This window comes from Tateyamaria algicola, assembly GCF_047715485.1.
Taxonomy (GTDB): Bacteria; Pseudomonadota; Alphaproteobacteria; order Rhodobacterales; family Rhodobacteraceae; genus Tateyamaria.
In genome coordinates this window covers 1,745,207-1,770,429 of record NZ_CP180422.1, presented here as the reverse complement: position 1 = coordinate 1,770,429, position 25,223 = coordinate 1,745,207, and the positions used below count along the sequence as shown (strand labels likewise).

At 63.0% G+C, this 25,223-nt stretch carries 23 protein-coding genes; 8 read left to right on the top strand and 15 right to left on the bottom strand.

Features of this window, described 5'->3' with window-relative positions:
* The first annotated feature begins 58 nt into the window (after positions 1-58).
* A complete protein-coding gene (locus ACMHLQ_RS11150; protein ID WP_415404866.1) occupies positions 59-832 on the top strand; it encodes a DUF6478 family protein in 774 nt (257 codons plus the stop codon).
* Between the two features lie 13 nt (positions 833-845).
* Positions 846-1,217, top strand: a complete 372-nt coding sequence (locus ACMHLQ_RS11145) for a hypothetical protein (protein WP_415404865.1) — start codon at positions 846-848, stop codon at positions 1,215-1,217.
* On the opposite strand, the gene ACMHLQ_RS11140 is transcribed toward ACMHLQ_RS11145, so the two are convergent.
* The 8 genes from ACMHLQ_RS11140 to ACMHLQ_RS11105 all read right to left on the bottom strand — a co-directional run bounded on the left by ACMHLQ_RS11140 (position 1,214) and on the right by ACMHLQ_RS11105 (position 8,088).
* Positions 1,214-1,402 (bottom strand): DUF2783 domain-containing protein, encoded by a 189-nt coding sequence (locus tag ACMHLQ_RS11140; RefSeq protein WP_415404864.1) that lies wholly within the window; start codon positions 1,400-1,402, stop codon positions 1,214-1,216. The two genes, ACMHLQ_RS11145 and ACMHLQ_RS11140, sit on opposite strands and share 4 nt — an antisense overlap.
* Positions 1,402-3,027 carry an FAD-dependent oxidoreductase gene (locus ACMHLQ_RS11135; protein ID WP_415404863.1) on the bottom strand — a complete coding sequence of 542 codons (1,626 nt, stop codon included), beginning with the start codon at positions 3,025-3,027 and terminating at the stop codon, positions 1,402-1,404. The genes ACMHLQ_RS11140 and ACMHLQ_RS11135 overlap by 1 nt, the downstream gene beginning before the upstream one ends.
* A 3-nt stretch (positions 3,028-3,030) precedes the next feature.
* Entirely contained in the window at positions 3,031-3,423 is a 393-nt protein-coding gene (locus ACMHLQ_RS11130; RefSeq protein ID WP_415404862.1) for a hypothetical protein, read from the bottom strand.
* Positions 3,420-4,370: an MBL fold metallo-hydrolase gene (locus tag ACMHLQ_RS11125; RefSeq protein ID WP_415404861.1), complete on the bottom strand. Its 951-nt coding sequence runs from the start codon at positions 4,368-4,370 to the stop codon at positions 3,420-3,422. The genes ACMHLQ_RS11130 and ACMHLQ_RS11125 overlap by 4 nt, the downstream gene beginning before the upstream one ends.
* Positions 4,371-4,383: 13 nt before the next feature.
* Positions 4,384-5,028 (bottom strand): maleylacetoacetate isomerase, encoded by a 645-nt coding sequence (gene maiA, locus ACMHLQ_RS11120; RefSeq protein WP_415404860.1) that lies wholly within the window; start codon positions 5,026-5,028, stop codon positions 4,384-4,386.
* 63 nt (positions 5,029-5,091) lie between these two features.
* Positions 5,092-6,096 carry an ABC transporter substrate-binding protein gene (locus ACMHLQ_RS11115; RefSeq protein WP_415404859.1) on the bottom strand — a complete coding sequence of 335 codons (1,005 nt, stop codon included), beginning with the start codon at positions 6,094-6,096 and terminating at the stop codon, positions 5,092-5,094.
* Positions 6,075-7,433 (bottom strand): sensor histidine kinase N-terminal domain-containing protein, encoded by a 1,359-nt coding sequence (locus ACMHLQ_RS11110; protein WP_415404858.1) that lies wholly within the window; start codon positions 7,431-7,433, stop codon positions 6,075-6,077. Before ACMHLQ_RS11110 ends, ACMHLQ_RS11115 begins: the two co-directional genes overlap by 22 nt.
* Positions 7,423-8,088 carry a response regulator transcription factor gene (locus ACMHLQ_RS11105; protein ID WP_415404857.1) on the bottom strand — a complete coding sequence of 222 codons (666 nt, stop codon included), beginning with the start codon at positions 8,086-8,088 and terminating at the stop codon, positions 7,423-7,425. The genes ACMHLQ_RS11110 and ACMHLQ_RS11105 overlap by 11 nt, the downstream gene beginning before the upstream one ends.
* A gap of 104 nt (positions 8,089-8,192) precedes the next feature.
* Here ACMHLQ_RS11105 and ACMHLQ_RS11100 point away from each other — a divergent pair, with 104 nt between their 5' ends.
* The 5 genes from ACMHLQ_RS11100 (at position 8,193) to ACMHLQ_RS11080 (ending at position 13,309) form a co-directional block, all read left to right on the top strand.
* Entirely contained in the window at positions 8,193-9,176 is a 984-nt protein-coding gene (locus ACMHLQ_RS11100) for a tripartite tricarboxylate transporter substrate binding protein (RefSeq protein WP_415404855.1), read from the top strand.
* Between the two features lie 146 nt (positions 9,177-9,322).
* Positions 9,323-9,805 carry a tripartite tricarboxylate transporter TctB family protein gene (locus tag ACMHLQ_RS11095; RefSeq protein WP_415404854.1) on the top strand — a complete coding sequence of 161 codons (483 nt, stop codon included), beginning with the start codon at positions 9,323-9,325 and terminating at the stop codon, positions 9,803-9,805.
* Between the two features lie 3 nt (positions 9,806-9,808).
* Positions 9,809-11,323, top strand: coding sequence for a tripartite tricarboxylate transporter permease (locus tag ACMHLQ_RS11090; protein WP_415404853.1), 1,515 nt, complete (start codon positions 9,809-9,811; stop codon positions 11,321-11,323).
* Entirely contained in the window at positions 11,316-12,509 is a 1,194-nt protein-coding gene (locus ACMHLQ_RS11085; protein ID WP_415404852.1) for a CaiB/BaiF CoA transferase family protein, read from the top strand. Before ACMHLQ_RS11090 ends, ACMHLQ_RS11085 begins: the two co-directional genes overlap by 8 nt.
* Positions 12,506-13,309 carry a citryl-CoA lyase gene (locus ACMHLQ_RS11080; protein ID WP_415404851.1) on the top strand — a complete coding sequence of 268 codons (804 nt, stop codon included), beginning with the start codon at positions 12,506-12,508 and terminating at the stop codon, positions 13,307-13,309. Before ACMHLQ_RS11085 ends, ACMHLQ_RS11080 begins: the two co-directional genes overlap by 4 nt.
* A 14-nt stretch (positions 13,310-13,323) precedes the next feature.
* On the opposite strand, the gene ACMHLQ_RS11075 is transcribed toward ACMHLQ_RS11080, so the two are convergent.
* Positions 13,324-16,344, bottom strand: coding sequence for a hypothetical protein (locus tag ACMHLQ_RS11075; protein ID WP_415404849.1), 3,021 nt, complete (start codon positions 16,342-16,344; stop codon positions 13,324-13,326).
* Between the two features lie 555 nt (positions 16,345-16,899).
* Here ACMHLQ_RS11075 and ACMHLQ_RS11070 point away from each other — a divergent pair.
* A complete protein-coding gene (locus ACMHLQ_RS11070; protein WP_415404848.1) occupies positions 16,900-18,594 on the top strand; it encodes an ABC transporter ATP-binding protein in 1,695 nt (564 codons plus the stop codon).
* 38 nt (positions 18,595-18,632) lie between these two features.
* Here the strand turns inward: ACMHLQ_RS11070 and ACMHLQ_RS11065 are convergent, their stop codons facing one another.
* The 6 genes from ACMHLQ_RS11065 to ACMHLQ_RS11040 all read right to left on the bottom strand — a co-directional run bounded on the left by ACMHLQ_RS11065 (position 18,633) and on the right by ACMHLQ_RS11040 (position 25,174).
* A complete protein-coding gene (locus ACMHLQ_RS11065) occupies positions 18,633-19,625 on the bottom strand; it encodes an ABC transporter ATP-binding protein (RefSeq protein WP_415404847.1) in 993 nt (330 codons plus the stop codon).
* Positions 19,622-20,617 carry an ABC transporter ATP-binding protein gene (locus tag ACMHLQ_RS11060; protein WP_415404846.1) on the bottom strand — a complete coding sequence of 332 codons (996 nt, stop codon included), beginning with the start codon at positions 20,615-20,617 and terminating at the stop codon, positions 19,622-19,624. The genes ACMHLQ_RS11065 and ACMHLQ_RS11060 overlap by 4 nt, the downstream gene beginning before the upstream one ends.
* Positions 20,617-21,504 (bottom strand): ABC transporter permease, encoded by an 888-nt coding sequence (locus ACMHLQ_RS11055; RefSeq protein WP_415404845.1) that lies wholly within the window; start codon positions 21,502-21,504, stop codon positions 20,617-20,619. The genes ACMHLQ_RS11060 and ACMHLQ_RS11055 overlap by 1 nt, the downstream gene beginning before the upstream one ends.
* A 9-nt stretch (positions 21,505-21,513) precedes the next feature.
* Entirely contained in the window at positions 21,514-22,491 is a 978-nt protein-coding gene (locus ACMHLQ_RS11050; RefSeq protein WP_415404843.1) for an ABC transporter permease, read from the bottom strand.
* Positions 22,492-22,564: 73 nt separating this feature from the next.
* Positions 22,565-24,136 carry an ABC transporter substrate-binding protein gene (locus ACMHLQ_RS11045; protein WP_415404842.1) on the bottom strand — a complete coding sequence of 524 codons (1,572 nt, stop codon included), beginning with the start codon at positions 24,134-24,136 and terminating at the stop codon, positions 22,565-22,567.
* Between the two features lie 105 nt (positions 24,137-24,241).
* On the bottom strand, positions 24,242-25,174 hold the full coding sequence (locus ACMHLQ_RS11040; RefSeq protein ID WP_415404841.1) for a LysR family transcriptional regulator: 933 nt from the start codon (positions 25,172-25,174) through the stop codon (positions 24,242-24,244).
* Positions 25,175-25,223: the final 49 nt, after the last annotated feature.

Here is a 25,223-nt window from a genome sequence, read left to right as displayed (position 1 = left end):
GGCATAGATAAAGAGCACACCAAAAACGAGTGGCAGCAGGGCGACGGCGCAAGGGCACATGGCAGGCAAAAGCATCAAATTCATCGACAAGCTGGCGCATCGGCGTGCGATGCGGCGCTGGGCCCGCGCGGCGCGCAATGCCGGTGAGGCCCCGCTTGACGAGTTGCGCGGATTGCGCAGTGCCGCGCGGCTGTTGCGCAGCCACCTTGACCGCCTGATCCACAAGGCTGATGAACGTCTGGCCCTGCCCGCCATCGGCGCCACCAGCTTTCCCCGGCCGCACAATGCCGACTGGGCATGGCGACCCGAATTGTGGCGCGGCCCCTTGCCGACGCCCGGCGCATCCTCGGTCCAGACCAAGTCGATGCTTGGGGGTGAGGTGACGCTGTTTCACGACTGCGAACTCAGCGAATTGACCCTGCGCCAGTTGCGCAACCTGCGCGAGGCAGACCTCGCGCCCTACGGCCTGCGCATCGACGTCTTCAAATTCGACGGCTCGTTCCTGTCCATCGTGATCGACCTGCCGGTCGAAGCCGTGCAGGGCCTGCGCAAGACCCACCTCGTCGGCATGAACGCCATTGTCGAGATGGAAAAGCCGCTGGAAATCTTTGGCCGCCTCAACATCCGTCACGGTCCCAACACCGAACAGATCGTGCGCGAACTGCCCCTCAACCAAGAGGACGTGACCGTCGAATTCGACCTCGCCTATTCCAAGCTGAATGAAAAGCGGGTGGAGCGGGCCTGGATCGACCTGATCTTTGAAGGCCCCGAAATGAACCAGGTCACCCTGCGCGACCTGACATTCTCGCGCCGCCCCCGCGCGGCCCTGTGAAGGAGATGCCGAAATGAGCACCCTGACACTGACCCCGACCAAGATGCGCCACGGCGTGTGGCAAGGCCAAATCCAGCAATCAGGCTCCGGCGTGCCGCAGATCAAGGTCACGCATCTGGGCACCGATGTGCCCGACGTGCAGGTCTCCGAAGGGGGCGAGGACGGCCAGTGGATGATGCAGGTGCCCATTCCCGCCGCCGCCATCGCCGACGGCGTTCAGGTCTTTGTCATCACCGATGCGACCGACGGCGAACAGCTGGGCCAGTTCACCCTGATCGCAGGCGAGGCGCTGGGCGATGACATCCGGGGCGAGGTCGAATTGCTGCGCGCCGAACTCGACATGCTCAAACGCGCCTTCCGCCGTCACTGCGTGGAAACGACCTAGGCCCGTTTTGCGGCCGCCAGCGCGGCCCGCAGCACATCCCGATCCCCGATATGGTTGGCCAGCACCAGGATCAGCCGCGCGTTCAGCGCATCGCTGTCCTCCTTGCTCAACCCCTGATGGGCCGCCAGCAACTCATCATAAAACCCGTCCGGGTCCGCGATGTTCGGCTCCAGGTTCAAGTCCATCACGCCCCCTTCCCGAGTGCAATCCGCATGGCGCTTGCAACATCCTCGGCAGTCGCGGCAGGCCACCGCGCCACAACATGCTGATCCGGGCGCAGCAGGTACACAGCGCTCTCCGCCGTGCCCAGATACCGCTCTTTCAAAAACGGATTGTCGCGCGCGTTCAAACCCAGATGGGTCAGCGGCACGCCATCCACCGCGTCGACATCCGGCGCCGCCACATCAATGCACAGCAGCGTAAATCCACCCGGCAACCGGTCCAGCAAATACCCATCGGCCAGCTTTGCATCCACCGCAGGCGCCCCCACCCGCGTCCGCGCAGGCCCATCCAGCATATCCGGCCCGTTCAGCGACAACCCGTCATAGACACAGGGCACCGACAACCGCCCCGAATTGACCAAAGGCCGCGCAAAGGCGTGATCGCGCGCCAGTTCCAGCACCGCATTGCGAAACACCTTGCTGATCTCGCTCTTGGGCGTCAGGAAATCGGTCGCGCGGGTGGAATTGAGGATATTCTCATCCGCCCCAAACGCCCGCTCCTCATCATAGCTGTCCAGCAACACATCCGGCGCCAGCCCCCGCAGCACCAGATCCAGCTTCCACGCCAGATTGTCCGCATCCTGCACGCCTGAATTGGCCCCGCGCGCCCCAAAGGGCGACACCTGGTGCGCCGAGTCCCCGGCAAAGATCACGCGATCATGGCGAAACTCCCGCATCCGCCGACACTGGAAGGTGTAGATCGACGTCCACTCCAATTCATACGCCGCACCCTCCCCCAGCATCGCATCGACGCGGGCGCGCACATTGTCCTCGCGCAACTCCTTCTCGCGGTCGATGTCCCAGCCCAGCTGAAAGTCGATCCGCCAGATGTCATCCGGCTGCTTGTGCAGCAGTGCCGACTGGCCTGCGTCCTTGAAGGGTGGCTCGAACCAGAACCACCGCTCGGTCGGGAAATCCGCCGTCATCTTGACGTCGGCAATCAGGAAATTGTCCTCGAACACGCGGCCATCAAAACTCAGCCCCATCATGTCGCGGATGGGAGAGCGCGCGCCATCACAGGCAATCAGCCACTCCGCCTCGATCTGGTAGGGCCCGTCGGGCGTGTCCACGTCCAGCAGCACGTGATCGCCGCGCTGATCCATGGCCGTCACCGCGTTGCGCCCGCGTATCTCAATCGGCGCGCCTTCGTCCTGCGCCACACGGATTTCATCGACCAGGAACTTCTCGAAATAGGGCTGTTGCAGGTTGATGAAGGCCGGACAGCGATGCCCGTCCTCGGGCTGCAGGTCGAACTGAAACACACGGGTTTCGCCGTGGAACACCTTGCCGACATTCCACACAACACCCTTGTCGATCATGCGCTGCCCCGCACCCAACCGATTGGCGATCTCGAGCGTCCGCTTGGCAAAACAGATCGCCCGACTGCCCTGCCCAACGCCGTCATGGTCATCGAGCACCAGCACCGGCGTCCCCTTGCGCCCAAGGTCTAGCGCCAAAGCCATCCCAATCGGCCCACCGCCAACAATGACAACCGGATGCCGTCGCGCGGGCATCGTCTGTGCCGCGACGGGGGCATAGGGGTAAAGCTCGAAAGCCAATGAATAACGATTTCTCAGTTGTGCCCCCATTGTCTAATTGTCTCCGTCAGAACCCAAAATGAACCAAGCGCATTGCGCGCGTTGAGAAAGGCTCGTTTCGACTGTTTCAAATCGCGCAACGCACTCTTTTTCTTGTGGCGCGATCAGCATCAACGCGAATGCCATGGTTAGGACGAAACTACTCGCAGCCCAAAGAAATGCTTTTGCAAATCCCCACCTTTGCGCTCCACGCCCAGATTCAGTCAAGACATCGATCACGCCGGACATCCCACCTGTTCCAACGCGAACATGAACCGGATGCCGGGCCGCTGCTTTGGAACTCGCAGCAAATAGGCTGAACATCCACGCAAAAAACTTGAACCAAGTTGCGAGGGTAACCACAAAAAAGCACAGGACGAGTATCGTAAGAACAGTTTCCAGCGTCACCCCTGCAACGCCTCCCACATCTCGATATCCCGCTTGTCCGTCCAGATGCGCGGATGCGCGATGCCGCGGGCCTCGTCATAGGCGCGGGCGACGTTGAACGGCAGGCAGTGTTCGTAAATCGCATAGTCGCTGAATTTGGGATCGCACTCCGCCCGCACCGCATCCCAGGCTTCTTTCAACGTGCCACCACGGGCCGCAACCCGCGCCGCCGGGCGGTACGTGCTGTCCACGAAATCACGCGTGCTGGCGATGGCCTTGTTCACCATCTCGGACCCCACCAGCGCATCCCCGCGCCCCGGCGCAATGGCATCGACGTCATAGGCTTTGATCGCATCCAGCGTCCCGCCCCAGTCGCCAAAGTACCCGTCCCCACAGTAACAGGCCGAATGATACTCAACGATATCGCCGGTAAACATCACGTTCTGATCCGGCACATGGATCACGGCATCCCCCGCCGTATGGGCGCGGCCCACGTGCTTGATGTCCACCCGGCGCGCGCCAAGATAAACGGTCATCGCATCGGAAAACGTCGTCGTCGGCCAGGTCAGCCCCGGAATGCTCTCGTGCCCCTCAAATAGCCTTGGAAAGCGTTGGAACTCGCTGTCCCAATCCTCCTGCCCGCGCTCGGCCACCATGCCGCGGGCCATGTCCGACATGATGATCTGATCGGCGCCATAGGCCGACGCGCCCAGCACCCGCACGGCGTGGTAATGGGTTAAAACCACATGGCTGATCGGCTTGTCGGTCACACCACGCACCTTCTCGATCACCTTCTCGGCCAGACGCGGTGTCGCCTGCGCCTCGACGATCATCACGCTGTCATCGCCGATGATGACGCCGGAATTGGGATCGCCCTCGGCGGTAAAGGCCCACAGGCCCTCGCCGATCTCGTCAAAGGTGATCGTCTTTTCACTCATGTCGCCTTGAGAGGCAAAGGCCTTGGCCATGTGTCGGGTCCTTTCAGGAGGCGTCGGGTTGTTGGTCGGGATGGGCGGCGGCAATGGCCGGGTGGGCAAGGCAGGCCGCCTCGATCCGCGCCACTTTGGGATAGGGGTCAAGGTCCAGACCCCAGCGGCGCGCGTTATAGGCCTGCGCCACGATGCACAGATCGGCCAGATCGGGGGCGTCGCCAAAGGCAAAGGGCGTGTCATCCTGCACCAGCACCTCAAGCGCGGCAAAGCCCTCGTTCATCCAGTGGCGCATCCAATCCATCGCGCCGTCCGTGCCCGCGTCAAAGGCATCGCGCAGATGGGTCACGACACGCAGGTTGTTCACCGGATGCACGTCCAGCGCCATGGTGTGGGCGGCGGCCAGCACCCGTGCGCGGGCCAGCGGATCGGCAGGCAGCAGCGGCGGGGTCGGCCACACCGCGTCGATATAGTCGAGGATCGCCAGCGATTGCGTCAGCACGGTCCCATCCGGCAACACCAGCGTGGGCACGCCCTTGCCGGGGTTCATCTCGGCATAGGCCTCGGCCTTTTGATCCCCCGCCACCAGATCGACGGGCACCGTGTCATAGGCCACGCCCTTGAGGTTCAGCGCCGCCCGCACCCGGTAGGACGTGGTCGAGCGCCAGTAGCTGTACAGCGTCAGGGGTGCGGTCATGGGATCTCCGGGAGGGTCATTTGGTTGCATGCGTAATGGTTGATTTTGTAACCAACAAGGGCGCTATCGCAACAGCGCCGACGACCACGCCTCGAGGAACAGCGCGCGCTTGAGGCGGTCGAGATAGACCAGCAGACCCGGCTCCAGCGTCACCACATTCAGTACAGACAGATCGGCCGCCGCGATGGAGGGCAGGGGATATCCGGGTTGATCCGCATCGGCCCAGGCGCCCGAGGTCAGGAAGGCGACAAGGCGCGTCGCTGCCGCCTCCTGCTGGGTGCTGTCCAGCACCAGAACCGTGCGCATCATCGTGGTGGCAAAGTCGCTGGGCGTGATGATGGCCACCCTATCGCGCGCATCCGGGCGCGTGGCGGCGTAACTGCCCAGCACATTATAGGCGACAAACAGATCGCCCCGCACCAGATCGTCGATCATGGCCCCCGAACAGCAGTATAGCTGCGCATCAAGGTTCCCGAACACCTCCATCAGCCGCCAGAACGTCTCGGATGTGCGGGCATCCTGCGTGGCAAACAGATAGCCAAGGCCCGACAGACGCACATCATAGGTGCCCAGCTTGCCCTGAAAATGCGCCGGGTCGGCGCGCAGGGCCTCGATCAACTGCTGGCGGGTCTCGGGCACCGGGCGCCCCTCGAACGCGGCGCGATTGATCACCACCGTGGCAGGTTCCAGGGTAAAGCCGAACAGGCTCTGCCGCCACTGGCTGCCCGCGCTGCCCTCAAGGCCCGACAGACGGCGCGCCAGCCCGTCATTGGCCAGCTTCAGTTGCAAATCCATGGCACTGGAAATCACCACGTCGAAACAGTCCGGGCACTCCGCAATCAGGGTCACGATATCGGCAGAGCCCGCCACGGCATAATCAACGCTCAGCCCGGGATTGCGCGCCAGAAACCCCTCGAGGATGGGGGCGAAAATGTCGGTATCCGTGCTCGACAGCACACGCAGGGTGGTCTGCCCGCCGCTGCCCTCGAACAGCTGCCTGTCCTCCAGCGTGGCCGCACCCAGCGCACCGGCCCACAGCACAAGGATCAAAGATGCAAGATTGCGCATGCCCCACCCGTCTCCAGATTCTTCAACTCCAGCCGCCCGCCATGGGCCTCGGCCACGTCACTCGCGATGGTCAGCCCAAGGCCCGAGCCTACCGTGTCCTTGGCATTGCCCCCGCGCTGAAAGCGTTGCGACAGGGATGCGATCTCGGCCTCGGGAAAGCCGATGCCCTGGTCCCGCACGGTGATGGTGGGGGCCGGTGTGGCCGTTACCGCGATCTGCACGGCGCTGTCGGGGTCGGAATATTTCAGCGCATTGTCCACCAGATTGCGCACCGCGTTCTGGATCAGGATGGGATCGGCCTTCACCGGCACAGGCCCGTCACTGATCAGGGTCAGATCAAGGTCCATCATCTCTGCCACCGGGGTCAGGCGCTCCACGATCTCCGAACAGATGGTCACGAGGTCAATGTCCTGCTTTTCCAGCTGATCGCCGCGAAAGGTCACCATCGCATGATCAAGCAGCTGCCCCGCCGCCCGGCTGCTCTCGTCAATGGCGCGGATCATCGACCGCAACGCCTGCCGGTTCTCATCCTTGTCCACGCGCATCAGGGTCACTTCGGCATGGCTGCGCACGGTGGCCAAGGGCGTGCGGACGCGGTGCGCGGCCTCGGCAATGAACGTCTCGGATTGGGACAAGGACTGGCTCAACCGGGTCATCAACGAATTCAGGGATGTCACCAAAGGCGACAATTCCGACGGCACAGCGCGGGTGACAGGGCGCAAATCGCTCGGCCCCCGGCGCGCCACGGATTCCGCAAGCAACCCCAAGGGCCGCAGGGTCGAGGCCGAGGTCCACAGCGCCATGCCCGCCGCCAACAGGAAAAACGCACCGCCAAAGACGGCGGCATTGATGGAAATGGTCAGCAAGGTGCCCGCCAGACTGTCGCGCGTCTGCGCCACGCTCACGGTCAGCAGCACCGGGCGCGGGCTGGCGGGCAGGCTATGCGTCCACGTCGCCACACGCACATCCACGCCATTGAACGGCACGGTGTCAAAGGTCGGCGCGGCGCTCAACGCAAACGGACCCGACACAAGACCGTCATAGCCGCTCAACAAATCCCCCCGCTGATGGATCGCATAAAACACCCGGTCATCGGCGGATGTGTCCAGCATGGCAAAGGCGGCATAGGGCAGGTCCATCTCGACCTGCCCGTCACGGACAACGGCGGCGTCCAGCAACGAGGTGACAGAGGCCTCGAGAATGCGATCCTGGCTTTGCTGCGCGATCTGCTGGGCATAGGTGCGCACCACCAGGTAAAACAGGATGGCCAGCACCGCCGCGCCCCCGATCAGGGTCAGGGTCAGGCGCCGCCGTAGGGATCGCGGCTCAGCCCTCATCCAGCCGATACCCCAAACCCCGATGGGTCGTGATCGTCACATTCGACGGCTCCAGATGCTTGCGCAGGCGACCCACATAAACCTCGATCGCGTTCTCGGTCACGCTCGCATCATAGGAAAACAACCGGTCCACCAGCTTGCCCTTGGAAAAGATCTGGCCGGGCGCGTTCATGAACAACTCCAGCAGGCGCAGCTCGCGGTTGCGCAGGGTCACGTCCGCATCCCCCACACGCAAGACGCTCGACACCGGGTCCAGCGCGACCGTGCCCACCCGGATCACCGTCTGGGCCGACCCGGTGCGGCGGCGCAACACGGCCCGGCACCGGGCCTGCAACTCGGAATGATCAAAGGGTTTGGTCAGGTAGTCATCCGCACCCAGATCCAGCATGCCCACGCGGTCCGACACTTCCGACCGGGCGGTCAGCACGATGACAGGGGTGTCATTGGCCTGCGCGCGGTGACGTTCCAGAAACCGGCGGCCATCGCCATCGGGCAACATGATGTCCAGCAGGATCAGGTCATATTCCCCCACCCGCAGAAAATCCGCGCCATCCGACAGGGTCGCCGCGTGATCGATCACATGCCCGTCCAGACGCATCCGGTCGCACAGGGCCGATGCCAGCTCCGTATTGTCCTCGATCAGCAGATATTTCATCGCTTTGCGCCGCGTATTCTGACCATGACAGGTTTATGTCAGGTTCGGGTGTTTGACTGTCACCATTCGCGCGCAAGGCGTGCGGAGTCAAATGGGAGGACATTATGAAAACGTTTGAACTGAGCCGTCGGGCTCTGTTGGGCGCCGCTTTGGCGTTGGGTCTGGGTGGTCAGGCCATGGCAGACGGCCATCAGGTCGTCGAGAGCATCCACTTTCTGATCCCCGGCGGCGCCGGTGGCGGCTGGGACGGCACAGCCCGTGGCACAGGCGAGGCGCTGACAGGCGCGGGCCTCGTGGGCACCGCATCTTATGAAAACATGTCGGGCGGCGGCGGCGGCAAGGCCATCGGCTTCCTGATCGAAAACGCCGACAGCAATCACGGCACGCTGATGGTCAACTCGACCCCCATCGTGATCCGCTCGCTCACGGGCGTGTTCCCGCACAACTTCCGCGACCTGACACTGGTCGCTGGCACCATCGGTGACTACGCGGCCATGGTCGTGGGCAAGGACAGCCCGATCAACTCGATGGCGGACCTGATCGCAGCCTATGACGCCGATCCCGGCGCGACAGCCATTGGCGGCGGCTCCGTGCCCGGCGGCATGGACCACCTCGTGGCCGCCATGGTGATGGAAGCGGCAGGCAAGGACGCGCTTGGCGTGAAATACATTCCTTACGATGCAGGCGGCAAAGCCATGGCAGCGCTGCTGTCGGGTGAAATCGCGGCCTTGTCCACCGGCTTCTCCGAAGCGGTCGATCTGGCCAACGCGGGTGAGGTGAAAATCATCGGCGTCACAGCGCCCGAGCGTGTCGATGCCTACCCCGATGCCATGACCATGACCGAACAGGGCATCGCGACCGAGTTCGTGAACTGGCGCGGCTTCTTTGGCGCACCCGGTCTGCCTGCCGACAAGGTGGCCATGTATCAGGACGCGATTGCCAAGATGTATGACACGCCCGAATGGGAAACCGTGCGCGCGCGCAACGGTTGGGTCAACATCCACAACAGCGGCGACGACTTCCAGGCCTTCCTCGAAGACCAGGAAAAAGTCATCGGCGACCTGATGAAAAAACTCGGCTTCCTCTGATCCAGAGCGCCGGTCTGGGTGCGGGGCGCGCGACGTCCCGCATCTGCCTTTGACGGGGGCTAAACCGTTAAAATTAAGTAAAATTAACACTTTTGTTGAACGAAATCAGGGGTGTCCCCGCGGGGACACTTTGACGGGGGGACAAGATGGCACTTGATCGATGGATCGGACTGATCCTGCTGGGGATATTCCTCGCCTATGGCTACGCGGCCTGGTTCACGATGGACGGCAGCCTGGCCCCCTTCATGCGGCGCAACCCGATCTGGCCCTCGACCTTTCCCAAGGTGCTGTCGGTGCTGGGCATCGTCTGCGCGTTGATCATCGTCACCGGGCTGGAAAAGGGAGAGGCCAAGATCGGTGACATCGATTACCGCCGCCTCTGGGATTACAACCTCGGTCAGGCGCTCATGCTGCTGGGCCTCATGGTGCTCTATGCCCTGCTGCTGCGCCCTGCCGGTTTCCTGTTCTCGACTACCGCATTCCTGATCCTCGGGTCCGTCATTCTGGGCGAGCGCCGCTGGCTCACCATGATCATCGTGTCAGCCATCGCCACCGGCGTGGTCTGGTATCTGGTCCAAGTGGTTCTGGGCATCTTCCTGCGCCCATTGCCCGGCTTTCTGGGGGGATAAGACATGCTCGAAGGAATTCTGATTGGCCTGCAAACGGCCCTCTCCGTCCAGAACCTGCTGATGGTGATCGGCGGCTGCCTTATCGGCACTTTCATCGGCATGCTGCCCGGTTTGGGGCCGATGTCGATCATCGCCATCATGATCCCCGTCGCCATCTCCATCGGTGACCCGGCGGCGGCGCTGATCCTGCTGGCGGGCGTCTACTACGGGGCCATCTTCGGCGGCTCTACCTCCTCCATCCTACTGAACGCGCCGGGGGTCGCGGGCACTGTTGCGACCAGTTTCGACGGCTACCCGATGGCGCGGCAGGGCAAGGCGGGCAAGGCCCTCACCATCGCCGCGATTGCGTCCTTCTGCGGCGGCACCATCGGGGCGATCCTGCTGATGATCTTTGCGCCGATGCTCTCCACCGTCGCGCTGCTGTTCCACTCCGCTGAATACTTTGCGCTGATGGTTGTGGGCCTCTCGGCCATCGCGGCCTTTGCGGGCACCGGACAAGTGACCAAGGCGATCATCATGACCCTGCTCGGCCTCATCATGGCGACGGTGGGCGAAGGCGCGCTGTTCAACATGCCCCGCTTCACCATGGGGCTGATGGACCTGCAATCCGGCTTTGGATTTGTCACGCTGGCCATGGCCATGTTTGCCCTGCCCGAGGCGATCTTTCTCGTTCTCAACCCGGCGCGTTCTGCCGATGGCGACGGCGGCGTGATCAAGGAAATGCGCATCTCGGGGTCCGAGGCGAAATCCATCGCACCCGTCATCGGACGCCAGTCGATCCAGGGCTTTTTCATCGGCGTTCTGCCCGGCGCGGGGGCCACCATTGCGTCGTTCCTCGGCTACGCGGTCGAACGCAACATCGCGCCCAAGAAGGAACAGGAAGAGTTCGGCAAAGGGTCTATCAAAGGCCTTGCCGCACCGGAGACAGCCAACAACGCGGCCTGTACCGGATCCTTTGTGCCGCTGCTCACGCTGGGCATCCCCGGTTCGGGCACCACGGCGATCCTGCTGGGGGCGCTGATTGCGCTGAACGTCACGCCGGGCCCGCGCCTGATGCTGGACGATCCGCAGATTTTCTGGGCCGTCATCATCTCGATGTATATCGGCAATCTGGTGCTGCTCATCTTGAACCTGCCGCTGATCCCCTACATCGCGAAAATCCTGTCGGTGCCGCGTAACTTCCTGATTCCCTTCATTCTTTTCTTTACCTTGATGGGGGCCTATATCGGGCAGAACAACGCGACCGAACTGCTGCTGCTGGTGGGCTTTGGCATCTGCGCGACCGTGTTGCGCTTTGCCGACTACCCGCTCGCGCCGCTGCTGATCGGGTTCATCCTTGGCGGCATGCTCGAGGATAATTTCAGCCGGTCGATGCAGCTGTATGATGGTGTGGCATTCATCTGGGAACGGCCCATGACGCTGGGCCTGTTGGTCATCGCCGCCTTCCTCGTGATTCTGCCCAGCTACCGGGCGCGGCGCGCGCGGGCACGGGCGGCGGGGATCGCCGACGGTGACTAAACCGCTGGACGGGGTCCGGGTTCTTGACCTGACCAACGTCCTGGCGGGGCCGTTCTGTTGCCACCAGCTCGCCCATATGGGGGCCGAGGTGATCAAGGTCGAGGCCCCTGGGCGTGGCGATCTGGCCCGCCAATTGGGCGCGGATCCCGCGCTAAACGCGGCGGGCATGGGCGTGTCTTTCCTGGCGCAGAACGCGGGGAAAAAGTCGGTCACCGTCAACTTCAAACACCCAGGAGGCAAGGCGCTGTTTCTGCGCCTTGTCGAGACAGCGGACGTGGTGGTCGAGAATTTTCGCCCGGGTGTGATGGACCGTCTTGGCATCGGCTACGAGGTGCTGAAAGCCGCGCGGCCCGACCTGATCTATTGCGCGATTTCCGGGTTCGGGCAGGACGGGCCGTGGGTGGACAGGCCCGCCTATGACCAAATCATCCAAGGGGTGTCGGGCGTGATGTCGATCACCGGCGATGCAGACAGCGCGCCCTTGCGCGTCGGCTATCCGGTGGCGGATACGGTGGGGGGCATGACGGCGGCCTTTGCCGTCGCTGCGGCCCTGAACGCGAATCCGCGCGGCACGTTTATCGACTGTTCCATGCTGGAAAGCGTATTGACAACAATGGGTTGGGTTGTGTCGAACCATCTGATCGCGGATGCCTCGCCTGCGGCCCATGGCAATGAAAACCCGACCTCGGCCCCGTCGGGCGCGTTCCAGACGGGCGACGGGCTGATCAACATCGCCGCCAACAAGGACGAGCAGTGGGTGCTGCTGAGCGACCACCTTGGCCTTGCCCACCTGCGCGACGATCCAGACTATGCCACGCGCGAAGATCGCAAGCGCAACCGGCACGCCTTGCGTCGCGAAATCGAGGCCGTTTTGACCCAGCACACCGCCCGCGATCTGGCCCGTGATCTGAACGCGATCGGCGTGCCTGCGGGCGCGGTGATGTCGGTGCCCGATGTGCTGACCCATCCCCAGATCGCGGATCGCGGGCTGCTGTCGGATTTCGAGGATGTGCCGGGGGTGGGCCGTGATATCACGGTGATGAACACAGGCGTAAAGCTGGATGGCGCACCCCTGCGTGTGGACGCACCGCCGCCTGAACTGGGGGCGGATGCGGCAGAGATCTGGGGTGCGTTGGGATTGAGCGTGGACGAGATTGCGGCACTGGCTGACAAGGGGGCGATATGAGTGACGTATCCGATTGGTGGGAGACCGACATCATCGACATGGCGCCGGGCCAGATTCGGATGCGCGGCCATCCGATCGAAGAGTTGATCGGCACGACCAGCTTTCCCCAGATGATATGGCTGATGCTGCGCGGCGATGTGGCGAGCGACGCGCAGGCGCAGTTGCTAGAGGCCGCATTGGTTGCGGCCGTGGATCACGGCCCGCAAGCGCCCTCGATTGCCGCGGCGCGCATGGCTGTGACCTGCGGTTTGCCCTTGAACGGTGCGATGGCGTCGGCAGTCAACATGCTGGACGATGTGCATGGCGGCGCGGGGGAGCAGGCGGTTGCGTTATACGGTCAGATTGCCGAGGCCTGGGACGGTGACCCGGGCACCTTGTCGGGCGTTGTGGAGGCCCAGGTTGCGACATGGCAGGCGGCGCATGGTCGTTACATCCCCGGCTTTGGCCATCGGTTTCACACCCCTGTCGATCCGCGTGCGCCGCGCCTGCTGGCGTTGGTTGATGCGGCGGCTGCCGAGGGCGTGGTTGCGGGGCGGTTTGCGCAGATCGCGCGCGGGGTCGAAGCGGCGCTGCTGGCGGCCAAGGGCAAGCCTGTGCCCATGAACATCGACGGTGCCACGGCTGTCATCTTTGCCGAGCTTGGCTTTGCCGCGCCCTTGGCGCGGGGGCTGTTCTGCCTGTCGCGGTCGGTCGGCATCCTTGCCCATGCGTGGGAGCAGCAGCAACAGGGCGGGCGCAACAAGGGGCCGACCCCGCCCGGTTATCGCTGGACCTACACCGGCAACAACCCGATCGAGTAGGGGCTGGCGGCGGATTACTGTAGTTTCGCCTCGTCCCCCTGCACCCGCAGCTTCCAGTTTTCGATCAGCGTCCCTTCGGTTTTCAGGCGGCTGGCGAGGTAGTAGAGGCGCTGCGTTGCGGGCCCGGTGGGCGCCGTTTCAAAGCGCTGTCTGAGGTAGTAGGGCGGGATGGCCTGCGAATAGAGCGTGGCCGAGACGGTCACGCTGGCCGGGTCCACGCCGGAGGGCAGGGTGATCTTGTAGGTCAACTCGTCCTTGCCCGCCTTGACGCCCGCGTCATGTTCGGCGCGCCCTTCGGGCATCGTGGCCTTCATGAAGGCGGCGGTGACCGCGCTGTCGCCAAACCGCGCCTTGAACGCATCCGTCCCCGGCTCGGCAGCGCCCCAGGGCAACAGCCGGTTGTCCTTGGGGTGGTATACGCGGTGCACGAAACTGGTGGTGAATTCCTTTTTCGCGTTTTGCGTCAACTCTTCGTAGATTTGCACCTGCGTTTCGGTGTCGATCAGGTCGTGATGCGGTTGATACAGGGCTTCGGTTGCGCCGTCGGGCACATAGTCGAGGAATTCGGTCTTGAGCGGCTTTTTGTCCGGGCCAAGGATCACGCCCGCCCCGTTTGTACAGCCCGAGCACCAGAGCTGTTCGCCGCTTGCGTCGGTCACCCGCACCTCGAGGAAGGCGCGGCGGAAGCCGACGCCGGAGGGCAGGCGGTGGCCTGTCTTGTTGCCCACGCTCACCACCGCTTCGAGCACGTCGCCGGTGGCTGTCAGGCTTTCGATGGCCACATCTGCGGTTTCATCGCGGGCCTGGAGGGCCATGGTGTCAAGCGACAGTTGCGCGCCGTTGGTGGCGTAGGTCATCGGGTCCTTGGGGCCCAATCCCATTTCCTCGTCGAACTGGGACAGCATCTCGACCATGAAGGCGTTGAGGCCGACAAAGCTGTGTCGCTTGTAGTCGTCGCGGAAGGGCACGTTGAGTTCGCTATGGGGTAGGGCGTTGGGTACTTCGGGCAGGTTCGTGTCCTGAATGGTTGCGATCTGCGTGGTCAGGCTGTCGATCTTGATCTTGCCATCGGGCGTTTCGAAACTGCCTTTCATGTGGCAATCCTGACAGGACTGCGCGGTGCCCGCGTCCGCGAACTGGCTGTTTTGCCATTCAAGGAAGGTGGCCTGTTCGACCGAGTGCTGGAACTGCACCAGAGGCTCGCGGTAGGTCACGCCGAACTCTTCGTTCAGGAAGTCGACGGCGTTGCGGGCCGACTGGTTCAGGATGGCCTGTTCGCCCTCGGTAAAGCCGGGCAGCGGTTTGTCGGTCGCGGCATCCACATTGGGCAGGTTGATGGTGTGACAGGCGCCGCACATCTCGCTGTCCTTGATGTAGTCGTCGTGCATCGGGGTGATGCCCATCGCGTTCTGCATGGGCTTTTGCAGCACATCCGAGAACGGGCCGATCAGTTCATCCGCCGGGTTTGTACGGAACACGCCGGTGGTGCCGTTCATGAGGTAGGTGTCGAGCTTGTTGTAGTCAGGCTGCCCTGCGGCTTGTTCGGGCGGTGCGATGTGGTGGCACACGGCGCAGGAAATCCCCTCGCGCGCGAGGTTGCCGTATTCGTGGTAGGGATAGGTGCCATCGGCGATTTGTTGGTCTTTTTCCGCCGTGGTCAGCGGGTCGTGCAGCAGGGTGTAGGCGACCTTGAACGTGTTGCCGTCAAGCCCGAGGTCCGGGTTGGCATGTGCGTCGATTTCAAGCTGGCGCTGCCCCATCGCGCCGTGACAGGACAGGCAGGTGGTGCCGAGGTTTTCGGACAGTTCTCCGACGCCTGCCGCCTCGAGCAGGGCAAATTCCGATTCAAGCTGTGCGTAGAAAATCGGGTCACGCCCGGCCAGCCCCATGGGTGACCAGCGCCATTCGCCGTATTCGGAGATGTTGAAGCCCTCGCCATATTCCGGGCCGTTCTTGATGAACATCGTCACGCCCGAGGGCGCGCCGCCAAGGCCGCCGTGACAGCCGAGGCAATTGTCTGATGTCAGAAAGTGCTGGGTGTCGTTGGGCCGGGCGGGCACGTGGTCCAGCCATTCGCTGGGCAGGGTTTGCAGGTTGGCGCGGGTGATATCCACGCCCCCTGTACCGGGGAACATGTCAGTGAACGCCGTGTTCTGATCGACCGGTGATGCGGTGGCTGCGGCCACATGCGCGGCCCGCATTGCGCCGGGGTCGTGGGCGTCGTTCACATAGGATTTGATCATGTCCTCGAGGCTGGCGCCAAAGGCGGGTTTCTGCGCCATGGGCAGGTCTCGCCAACTTTCATCCACGCGGTAGATGACCGCCTCGCCGGGGTATCCTTCGATGTTTTCGAGGGCGGAAAAGATCAACTCTTCGGCGGCGGAGGCGTGGCAGCGCATGCACATCCCGTCGCCCCCCGCGCCAAGTGGCGGGCTGTAGGGGGCCTCGAACGTGTCGATCACGGGTTTGCGGACCTTCATGTCGTGCTTGTCCGCGAAATAGACCGACGCAAAGAACCAGCCGCCATGGGACAGCGCGCTGTCCTTGACCATGACGGTCCAGTTCAGGCCGCCGGTGTCGTAGACGTAATGCTCCATTTCCGCGGCCACCTTTTCGGGGCGGTCCGGGTATTGCGCGACAAGGCTGGCGTAATGTTCGTTGTAGATGGCCGATGGCGGTGTCGCCATTTCCTTGATGACGATGGCCCCGTCTGCAATTGCACCTTCCCGACCACCGTCGAGCCAGGCCATGATTTCGGGCGAGTAATACATCCGCACCGCCGGATGGATGCCAAAGCTCATGTTGAAGACGAACGGCCCCGTATCGCGCCAGCTTTTGTCCCGCTTCCAGCCGAGACCCACGTACTCGCGTTTCGCAACCCACGGAAACAGCACGTTTTCGTAGTCGATCAGTGGCAGGCTGCTGGGCAATGGCAGGTCCGCCGTCTGGCCCGTTTGCGTCGCATCGAAAGCCGAGGACGTATGGGCGAAGGGGATAAGAACACAAAGGATGAAAGCAAGAAAACGGGGGCGCATCTAAAAAACCTCCTGCTTGGAATGGTTACAATTAACCACCAGAGCGCGAAAAAGTACACGAATAGATTGCTGGAATTGATCGTTCAATTTCGGCATTTTTCTTTGCCAAGCGCGTTTTGCGCGTGCAGGCACGGGCCGGACCCTTGAAGGTTTGCCTTGGCTACGACTAGTCATGATGACTGTGCTGCTGTTCTGCGTGACGTGATAGGTGGCAGGAATTGGCTAAAATGCGCACAGCGCGCATAGAGGTGTTCACTAGCGCTTGACTTGGGCCTGTGACACACCGTAGCAACGGGCAGGACACCATTTTGCAAGGAGGGTGAACATGAAGATCAGCACTTGTTTCCTTCCGGGACGCTCACGTTTGAAGGCCGTCCTATCCTGACAGTATCGGGCGCACCGCGCCACTGACGTCAGACGCAACCGTCCACCCTCCGGACAAAACATATACATCTTGACTATGGACGCGGCGTATCTGTCCGCGAATGGTTCATGTCCCACATTTCTGCAAAAGGCGCCTTTGCGCGCGTTCTAAGCTTTGCCTTTCGTCTTTGGATGCGTCAGCGCGGCATTGTCGCTGCCGTGCTGTTGCTTGTGCTGATTGCGACGGCGGCTGACGTCGCGGTTCCTGTTGTCACGGGCCATCTTGTCACGGCGGTATCCGAGGCGACGTCGCCCTGGTGGTCGTTCAACCTGCTGCTGGGGTTGGGCGCTGTGTCCATTGCCGCCAAGATCCTGAGCTATTTCGCGATCATTGCGTTGACGGTTCCGACCATGCGCACGGCCGAGGCCGAAGCCTTTGCGCGGGTGCAAAGACTGCCTGCGGACTGGCACGCCAACGCCTTTGCCGGATCGACCGTGCGCCAGATCACCCGGGGGGCCTGGGCGCTGGATGACATGGCGGATGTGCTGATGCTGGCCCTGTTGCCATCGCTGCTTGTGCTGCTGGGCACCATCGGCACCCTTACGGCCTTCCGCTGGGAGGTCGGGCTGGTCGCTGCCATCGGTGCGGTGCTGTTTCTGGTGCTTTCGCTGACGATCACCCTGTTCTGGGTGGCCCCCGCCGCGCGGTTGTCGAATGCGCAGGACAGCCGGGTGTCGGGCGCGATGGCCGATGCCATCACGTCGAACCCGGTGGTGCGGGCCCATGCCGGCGAAGTGCGCGAGGATGGGCGTCTGGGCCGTGTTCTGGCGAAATGGGCGCATCGGACCCGGCGCACGTGGCGGCGCGGCACCTGGTCTGGCCTTGTGCAGAACGTATCGCTTTGGTGTCTGCGGGCGGCGGTGCTGGGGGGTGCCTTGTTGGCCTTTGTCCGCGGCCTCGCCGGTGCGGGCGAGATTGCCTATGTGGTCACGGCGCTGGGTGTGCTGGATGGCTATCTGCGCCAGATCGGCAACCATGTGCGGATGCTTCAGAAATCCGTGAACGACGCCGAAGAGCTGGTGCAGCTGATGCGTGAAACGCCCGAGCGCGAGGTGGCCCGTCTGCCTGCGCGCGCGTTGACGCCCGGTGCCGCCGCGCTGAGCTTTGAGCATGTGGATTACCGCTATGCCAAGGCGGCGACGCCGCTGTTCACCGATCTGCACGTCGCGATCCCGGCGGGTCAGAAGGTGGGTCTGGTGGGCCGCTCCGGCTCTGGCAAGACCACCTTTGTCAAGCTGATCCAGCGGATACACGAGGTGTCGGGCGGGGCGATCACGCTGGGCGGTGTCGACATCGCGCAAGTGCCGTTGTGCGACCTGCGCCGTCACATCGCCTTGGTGCCGCAGGAGCCGATCCTGTTTCACCGCTCGCTGGCCGAGAACATCGCCTATGCGCGCCCCGGTGCGAGCGCGATGGATGTGCGCGAAGCGGCGGCGCGTGCCGGGGCGGACGCCTTTATCGGGCGGCTGGCCAAGGGCTATGGCACCGAGGTGGGCGAGCGCGGCGTGAAGTTGTCGGGCGGTGAACGCCAGAGGGTCGCCATCGCGCGCGCCTTTCTGTCGGATGCGCCTGTTCTGGTCATGGACGAAGCGACATCCTCGCTCGATTCCGAGGCGGAGGCCAAGGTTGCCGAGGCCGCAGAGCGGTTGATGGAAGGGCGCACGACCCTGGTCATTGCGCACCGGCTGGCGACGGTCGAGCGGATGGATCGCATCCTGGTCTTTGATCAGGGCCGGATCGTGGAGGACGGCACGCCCGCCGAATTGATGGCGCGCGAGAACGGTCTTTATCGCGCCCTGCGACAGCGTCAGACTTTGGCGGCATGAAGGTGCGTCGCGGTCCATGGTGGATCGCGGCGCACAGGTTACGACCCGGTCATGTCGGCCAGGAAACAGGCCACCTTGTGCCCGTCCGCATGTGTTTTCAGCGCGGGCGGCGCGTCGTGGCATCTGCGTTCCGCAATGGGGCAGCGCGAGGCAAAGCGGCACCCTTTGGGCAGGTTGATCGGGCTGGGCGGATCGCCTTGCAGGCGGCTGCGATTGCGCCTGTCCCGGCTGTTGCCATGGACCGATGGCACGGCGCTGAGCAGCGCCTTGGTGTAGGGGTGTTTCGGGTTGGTGAACAGGCTGACGCGGTCGGCCAGTTCGACGATCTGCCCCAGATACATCACCGCAACCGTATCGCAGATGTGCTGCACCACCCCCAGATCGTGGGAGATGAACAGGTAGGTCAGCCCCAGCTCTTTTTGCAGGTCGCTCATCAGGTTCAGGATTTGCGCCTGAATGGCGACGTCCAGCGCCGAGACGGGTTCGTCGCACACGATCAGTTCGGGGCGGGTGGACAGCGCACGGGCGAGGCCCAGACGCTGGCGTTGCCCGCCGGAGAACTGGTGCGGGAACAGGGCCTGTTGTTCCGGGCGCAGGCCGACCTGCCTAAACAGTTCCGCTACCTTGGCCGCGCGTTCGGCGGGGGTGCCGATCTTCATCAGGTCGAGCGGTTCGCGCACGATGGTGCCTGCGCGTTTGCGCGGATCGAGCGAGGAATAGGGATCCTGGAACACGATCTGAAAACGTGAGCGCGCCTCGCGCAGCGCATCGCCTTGCAAGTCCGACAAGGGCGTATCGCGCAAACTCACCTTGCCATCGGTGATGTGCACCAGCCGCATGATCGCCAGCGCGGTGGTCGATTTTCCCGACCCGCTTTCGCCGACAATGCCGAAGGTGGTTCCGGCCGCGACCTCAAAGCTGACCCCGTCGACCGCGTGCACCGTCTTGCCGACTTTTCCGAACAGGCCCGTCTTGCTGCCGAAGTGCACCTTGAGGTCATCGACCCGCAAGGAGATGTCCGCGCGCGTCATGTCGCCACCTCTTGCTGTGCCGCCCAGCAAGCGGCGAGGTGGTTGTCCTGCGTGGCGCTGAGCACGGGCTTGTCCGTCTGGCACCGCGGCAGTCGTGCGCTGCAGCGTGGCGCAAAGGCGCAGCCCTGGCCCAGATCGGTCAGCGCGGGCACCACGCCCGGAATTTCCATCAGCCGTTCGCGCACGGGGCCGGGCGCATCGGACAGGTGGGGCACGCAGGCGATCAGCCCCTGGGTGTAGGGGTGGTCGGGGTGCGACAGGACCGTGTCCACCGCCCCCATCTCGACAATGCGGCCCGCATACATGACCGCCACCGTGTCGGCGAGTTCGGCAATGGCGCCCATGTCATGCGTGATCATGATGATCGCTGTGCCCATCTCGTCCTGGAGGGTCTGGAGCAGGTCAAAGATCTGGGCCTGCACCGTGGTGTCGAGTGCCGTTGTCGGTTCGTCCGCGATCAGCACACGGGGGCGGCAGGCCAGTGCCATCGCGATCATCACGCGTTGCCGCATGCCGCCGGACAATTGGTGGGGATAGGCGGCGGCGCGGGTCTCGGCCTCGGGGATTTCGACGGCTTTCAGCATCTCGACCGAGCGGGCATGGGCGGCCTTGGTCGAGGCACCCTCGTGTAGCCGCACGCTTTCCGCGATCTGTTCGCCCACGGTGAACACCGGGTTGAGCGAGGTCATGGGTTCCTGAAAGATCATCCCGATCTCTTTGCCGCGCACCTTGCACAGGCTGTCGATGTCCATGCCGACCAGCTCTTGCCCGGCAAGCTGGATCGACCCGGATGTGATCTGGCCCGGCGGGTTGGGGACCAGCCCCATGATCGACAGGGCCGTCATGGATTTGCCGCACCCGGATTCCCCGACGATGCCGAGGATCTTGCCCTCGCGCACCTCGAGCGAGACGTGATCGAGCACCCGGGCATTCCCGGCGCGCGTCTGGAAATCAACCACGAGGTCCCGGACCTGCAAGAGCGGCGCGGACATCAGCGTTGCCTCAGCTTGGGGTTCAGCGCGTCGTTCAGCCCATCCCCCACCAGCGAGATGGCGAGGACGGTCAGAAAGATCGCAAAGCCGGGGATCGCCACGGCAAAGCCTGCATCGAGGATGTAGGGCCGGTTCGAGCCGATGACCTGTCCCCAGCTCATCACGTTGGGATCGCTTAGCCCCAGAAAGCTGAGCGCCGCCTCGAACAGGATGGCGGAGCCGACCATGAGGTTGGCCTGAACGACAATCGGGGGCAGGGCATTGGGCAGGATCACCCGGAAGATCAGGTAGAGATCGCGGGCCGAGCCGGACCGGGCGGCGGCGACATATTCCATCTCGCGGATGCGCAGGAATTCCGAGCGTGTCACCCGCGCCACGGCGGTCCAGCTGACCACGCCGATGGCCAGTGTCACCGTCAGCAGCGACGCACCAAAGAGCGCAACGATGACCATGGAGAACAGCAGGGTCGGCAGCACCTGGAAGAACTCGGTGATGCGCATCAGCAATTCTTCGACCACGCCGCCGTAATAGCCTGCAAAGGCCCCCATCGACACGCCGATGATGACAGAGATCAGCGCCGCCGCCAGGCCGATGGCCAGCGACACCTGCCCCCCGGCCATCATCGCCGCGAGGATATCGCGCCCGAGGTAGTCGGTGCCCAGCAGGAACCCTTCCTGCATGGGCGGCGTGAAGGGCGCCCAGACCATTTCGAACGGGTCGACCGGGTGCAAGATGGGGCCGACAAAGACAAAGAGCAGAATGGCGATCAGCAGGATCAGCCCGGCCACGGCGGCATAGTTGCGCACGAACATCGCCCCCATTTCGCGCCAGGGGCTGGTGACCTGAATGTCGGGGTCTTCCATTGGGGGTGTGGTTGTGTCGCTCATGCCTGGACCCTATTCGGCGCGAATGCGCGGGTCGATCGCGCGCAGGACAAGATCCGTGAGGATGTTGACCACGATCACCACGAGCGATGAGAAGAACAGGATGCCCATGATCGTGGGCGTGTCGCGGGCCAGGATGGATTGCAGCGCCAGCGTGCCCAGCCCCGGCCAGCTGAACACCGCCTCGACCACTACGGCACCGGAAATGACGGCCGAAAACTGCAGGCCTGCGACGGTGACGAGCGGACCGAGCGAGTTCTTGAGGGCGTGTTTGTAAAACACCTTGGTTTCGGCAAGGCCCTTGGCGCGGGCGGTGCGCACATAGTCGCTGCCCAGCACCTCTTGCATCGAGGCGCGGGTGAGCCGGGAGTAGAGCGCGAGGTATATGGAGGCGAGCGTGACCATCGGCAGCACCAGATGGTAGGCGATGTTGACCGCCTGCGCGAAAAAGTCCGCGTCGATCAGCGAGGCACTCATCATCCCGCCGACCGGGAAGACCGGGAAGATCGACACAAAGAGGATGATCAGCAGAATGCCCGTCCAGAACACCGGTGCGGCAAAGCCGAACAGCGACAGGAACGTCACGCAGAGATTGACGAAACTGTTGGGCTTGCGCGCCGCCATCACGCCCATGATCAGCCCCAGCGCGATGGCGAGGATTTGCGAGGAAAACACCAGCAGCAGGGTTGCGGGCAGCCGCTGCAAGATCAGCTCGGTCACGGGCGCGTTGTAGAAGTAGGAATAGCCGAGGTCGAGCACGGCAACCGAAGACAGGTATCGCCAAAGCTGTACGAAAAACGGCTGATCCAGCCCGTAGCGCGCCCGGATTTCCGCCAGCACGGTCGCATCCGCCCCGCCCATGTCACCGGCAATGGAATCCGCCACATCGCCCGGGGCGATGGTGATCAGGGTAAAGTTCAGCACGACAACGGCGACAAGCAAAACGAGGCCGTAGCCCACACGTTTTGCCAGGATTTGCCCAAGGCCCATCAGTTGTTCCCGTGTGTTCGCAAAAAGCCAGAACGCCCGGGCCATCGCTGTCGCCCGGGCGCGTGTCGCAGGATTACTTCAGATAGACGCGATCCAGCGGGCTGGACGTGCCCCAAACGCTGACGGGCGCATTGCCCACATCGTTGGATGACACCGTGTGGTAAGGCGAGGCCCAGAGCGGGTAAAGCGGCAGTTCATTGGCGATGATCTGCTGGAACTCTGCATAAAGCTCTTTGCGCTTGGCCGGATCGTTGGTGGAGCCTGCCATTTCCATCAGCTCATCCACGCGCGCGTTCGAATATTGCTGCGTGTTGGACCAGATCACCCCTTCCTTGATGTTGTCCGAGCTGTAGGTCCGGTGGACGCCGATCACCGGGTCGCCCCAGTTGAAGACGTTGTCCATTGTCATGTCGAAATCCCATGTGGAGATCCGTTTGGCCCATGTGGGGAAATCGGCGGAGGAGCGGACAGAAACGTCGATGCCGATCTTCTTGAGCTGCGGTTTGAGGTATTCCGCATAGGGCTTCATCGCGGGCCAGCCATAGTCGACCGTCAGGCTGAAGCGGGTGCCATCGGCACCGGCGGCAAACCCGGCCTCGTCCAGCAGCGCGTTGGCCTTGTCGAGATCAAGGTCATAGGCCTCGACGCTGGCATCATAGAACGGGCTGCCGGGGTGGATACCCGTCAGGGCCGTGGGCGCGGTGCCGAGGTTCAGCGCCTTGTTGATGAATTCCCGATCCACCGCATAGGCGATGGCCTGACGCACGGCGGGGTTCGCCGTCTTTTCCCCCTTGGTGTTGAAGGCCAGCCAGTTCACCGGGCCAATCGCGGCGTAGCCATCGGCATTGACCGTCAGCGCGTCATTCTTTTTCAGGCGCACGATGTTGCGCGGGTTCGACTCGAATCCGGACATCTGCAACTCGCCACTTTCAAGCGCGATGGCGCGGGTGCTTTCGTCGGGCAGGATGCGCATCACGATGCGGTCCAGATAGGGCAGACCGTCGATAAAGTAGTCTTCGTTCCGTTCGAGGATCACGTGTTCGCCGCGCTTGAATTCCACCAGCTTGAACGGGCCCGAGCCCACGACGTTTTCCGAGTTTGCCGGATGCGCCTTGGAGTCCTGACCGTCGCCGTAGACGTGTTTGGGGATGATCGACAGCAGTTGCGACGACATCGCGAGCAGCAGCGCAGGGTGGGGTTTGGACAGTTTGATGATTGCGGTGGTCGCGTCCGGTGTCTCGACCTCGGTCACCGGAGCGAACATGGATTTGAAGGGGTGGTTGGCCTTGACCGTGTCGATGGAAAAGGCGACGTCCTCGGATGTGATCGGCGCGCCGTCGTGGAATGTCGCGCCCTCGACCAGGTTCACGGTGACGGACAGGCCGTCCTCGGACACTTCCCAGCTTTCGGCCAGATAGGGCTGCGGTTCCCAGCCCTCGTCGTAGCGCAGCAGGGACGCAAAAAGCTGCGTGCCGGGCTGTCCGGTCGCGGTGCCGGATTGCACGGCGGGGTTCAGGTGGCGGGGCGTTTGCTGCAACGCCATGGTCAGCGTGCCGCCGCGTTTGGGTTCTTGCGCCACGGACGACGTGGCCACCAGTGCTGCCGCCGCCGCAGATACCGCCAAAGTCTTGATCAGTCTTCGCACGTTGATAATTCCCCTGTGGTTTTGTTTTCAAAACTCTAAAACAGGGTCGAAACTTCAGATAATAGTTTTATTGACCGATATTCCCCAGCTTTCCCGAGGAATCAATCAGCCCGCTTTTTGCACAACCATGCGCTCAAAAGCGCCTTTGGTCTTGAGCTCTCCGCATATTTCAACGAACCGGCGCACAATCCTTGGGTGGCGGATGCCGGACTGGCATAGAATGCCGAATTGCCTGACGGGCAGGGGGTCGCGGATCGGGACGGGGCGGTATTGAGAGTGCCCTTCGATGTATTCCGAGGGTTTTGCGTTGAGAATCGAAAAGCCGAACCCGTTGGCCACGAGGGTGCGCACCATCTCGACGGATTCAGTGCGATGGGACACCGTGACGTCGTACCCGGCATTGGTGACGAGGCGGGAATAGTACCCTTTGGTCAGCGGCAAGTCCAAGATCACCATGGGCAACCGGGACAGTTCGGCAAGGCTGACATCGTCCTGGCGCGAGAGCGCGCTGTTTTCGGCAACTAGCGCAAAGGGGGGCGTCGCGACCAGCGGTTCAAAGATGTGGCCCGGCCCCACGACATCGGAATAGGTAAAGGCGACATCTGCCTTTCCTTCTTCCAGAAGCACGACGACTTCTTCCATATTCCCTTCGAGAAACTCGATCTGCACATTGGGGTGCAGCGCCTTGAACTCGCTGAGAATGGGGGCGACGAAAGACCCCGCCGCGGTCACGAAACAGGCGATGCGCAGCTTGCCCCCCTCGCTGCCCCCGATTGCGGTCAGTTCGGTTTCAAAGTGTTTTTGCTGTTCCATGAAGTCGTGGATGATCTGCATTGCGGACAGGCCTGCCGGGGTGGGCTGAATGCCCTTGGCGGGGGTGCGCACGAACATGTCGAATGCGAGTTGCTGTTCAAGGGAATCGATGGCCGCGCTGATCGAGGACTCGGATATGCCGATTTCCTTGGCGGCCTTGGCGATGGACCCAAGGCGCCCCGCAGCCTCGACATACTGCATCTGTTTCAGCGTGATATTCAGCACGGATATCCCCAAGAAATACGAGCAATAAGCCTAGATAAAACTAGTTTTT

Coding starts and splice junctions, on each gene's coding strand:
- ACMHLQ_RS11150 (WP_415404866.1), top strand. CDS start 59: ATGGCAGGCAAAAGCATCAAATTCATCGACAAGCTGGCGCATCGGCGT.
- ACMHLQ_RS11145 (WP_415404865.1), top strand. CDS start 846: ATGAGCACCCTGACACTGACCCCGACCAAGATGCGCCACGGCGTGTGG.
- ACMHLQ_RS11140 (WP_415404864.1), bottom strand. CDS start 1,402: ATGGACTTGAACCTGGAGCCGAACATCGCGGACCCGGACGGGTTTTAT.
- ACMHLQ_RS11135 (WP_415404863.1), bottom strand. CDS start 3,027: ATGGGGGCACAACTGAGAAATCGTTATTCATTGGCTTTCGAGCTTTAC.
- ACMHLQ_RS11125 (WP_415404861.1), bottom strand. CDS start 4,370: ATGGCCAAGGCCTTTGCCTCTCAAGGCGACATGAGTGAAAAGACGATC.
- maiA (WP_415404860.1), bottom strand. CDS start 5,028: ATGACCGCACCCCTGACGCTGTACAGCTACTGGCGCTCGACCACGTCC.
- ACMHLQ_RS11115 (WP_415404859.1), bottom strand. CDS start 6,096: ATGCGCAATCTTGCATCTTTGATCCTTGTGCTGTGGGCCGGTGCGCTG.
- ACMHLQ_RS11110 (WP_415404858.1), bottom strand. CDS start 7,433: ATGAGGGCTGAGCCGCGATCCCTACGGCGGCGCCTGACCCTGACCCTG.
- ACMHLQ_RS11105 (WP_415404857.1), bottom strand. CDS start 8,088: ATGAAATATCTGCTGATCGAGGACAATACGGAGCTGGCATCGGCCCTG.
- ACMHLQ_RS11100 (WP_415404855.1), top strand. CDS start 8,193: ATGAAAACGTTTGAACTGAGCCGTCGGGCTCTGTTGGGCGCCGCTTTG.
- ACMHLQ_RS11095 (WP_415404854.1), top strand. CDS start 9,323: ATGGCACTTGATCGATGGATCGGACTGATCCTGCTGGGGATATTCCTC.
- ACMHLQ_RS11090 (WP_415404853.1), top strand. CDS start 9,809: ATGCTCGAAGGAATTCTGATTGGCCTGCAAACGGCCCTCTCCGTCCAG.
- ACMHLQ_RS11080 (WP_415404851.1), top strand. CDS start 12,506: ATGAGTGACGTATCCGATTGGTGGGAGACCGACATCATCGACATGGCG.
- ACMHLQ_RS11075 (WP_415404849.1), bottom strand. CDS start 16,344: ATGCGCCCCCGTTTTCTTGCTTTCATCCTTTGTGTTCTTATCCCCTTC.
- ACMHLQ_RS11070 (WP_415404848.1), top strand. CDS start 16,900: ATGCGTCAGCGCGGCATTGTCGCTGCCGTGCTGTTGCTTGTGCTGATT.
- ACMHLQ_RS11065 (WP_415404847.1), bottom strand. CDS start 19,625: ATGACGCGCGCGGACATCTCCTTGCGGGTCGATGACCTCAAGGTGCAC.
- ACMHLQ_RS11060 (WP_415404846.1), bottom strand. CDS start 20,617: ATGTCCGCGCCGCTCTTGCAGGTCCGGGACCTCGTGGTTGATTTCCAG.
- ACMHLQ_RS11055 (WP_415404845.1), bottom strand. CDS start 21,504: ATGAGCGACACAACCACACCCCCAATGGAAGACCCCGACATTCAGGTC.
- ACMHLQ_RS11050 (WP_415404843.1), bottom strand. CDS start 22,491: ATGGGCCTTGGGCAAATCCTGGCAAAACGTGTGGGCTACGGCCTCGTT.